Origin of the sequence: Burkholderia sp. E168m23 (assembly GCF_016586125.1) — a bacterium.
Lineage (GTDB): Bacteria > Pseudomonadota > Gammaproteobacteria > Burkholderiales > Burkholderiaceae > Burkholderia > Burkholderia orbicola.
Genome location: NZ_BCPP01001648.1, coordinates 1 through 660 on the forward strand (window position 1 = coordinate 1; position 660 = coordinate 660).

The window sequence follows — 660 nt, forward strand, 5'->3', positions numbered from 1 at the left end:
GAAGAAGCCGACGCCGCACACCTGCGGCGATTCCGGAATCAGGTCGGATTTCTTCGCGATCTTCGACCAGTCGAGCTTCTCGTACAGCCCTTCGTCGCAGCCGCGGTTCAGGTCGCCCGATTCGACTTCCACCACGTCCCAGTTGACGTGCTTCGCCTCGACCATCGCCTTCACCTTCGCCTGCTCGCCGTTGTATTCGACGGCCGTGACCTTGTTGCCGGTCGCCTTCTCGAACGGCTGGTTGAACGCGACCTTCTGTGCGTCGCCGTTCGCGCCGCCGAAGTTGACGACCGTGAGCTCGGCAGCGGTGGCCGATGCGCCGAATGCGACCAGGGCCAGCGCGAGCGCCGTGCGGCGCGCGGTAAAGCTTGCTCGTTTCATGATGGTTCCTCTCCTCTCGTGGTGGAAGTGGGCTTTGTTGTTGACGACGTGCTGCGAAAAACCGGGGTAAACCATGCTCACGCGAACACGCGCAGGTGTTCGGGCGAGAACGCAAGCGAGACCGGGGCGCCGGGCGAGAACGCGTCGAGCGCGCCGGTGCCGAGCGGCACCTTCACGAAACATTCGTCCTGGCCCGGCAGTGCGCAGCGCATGCGCACGTGATCGCCGAAATAGATGAGGCTGCGCGCCTCGCCGCTCACGCAATTGGCGGCGGCGCCG

Annotated in this window: 2 protein-coding genes; both read right to left on the minus strand. The window is 65.0% G+C overall.

The annotated features are described in order from the left end of the window. Positions 1 to 381 (minus strand): extracellular solute-binding protein (locus JMF90_RS39435; RefSeq protein WP_374104351.1); only part of this gene is annotated, 381 nt, incomplete at its 3' end. A gap of 77 nt (positions 382 to 458) precedes the next feature. Next, the coding region (locus tag JMF90_RS39440) for a TOBE domain-containing protein (protein WP_201326587.1) at positions 459 to 660 on the minus strand (202 nt) is incomplete at its 5' end.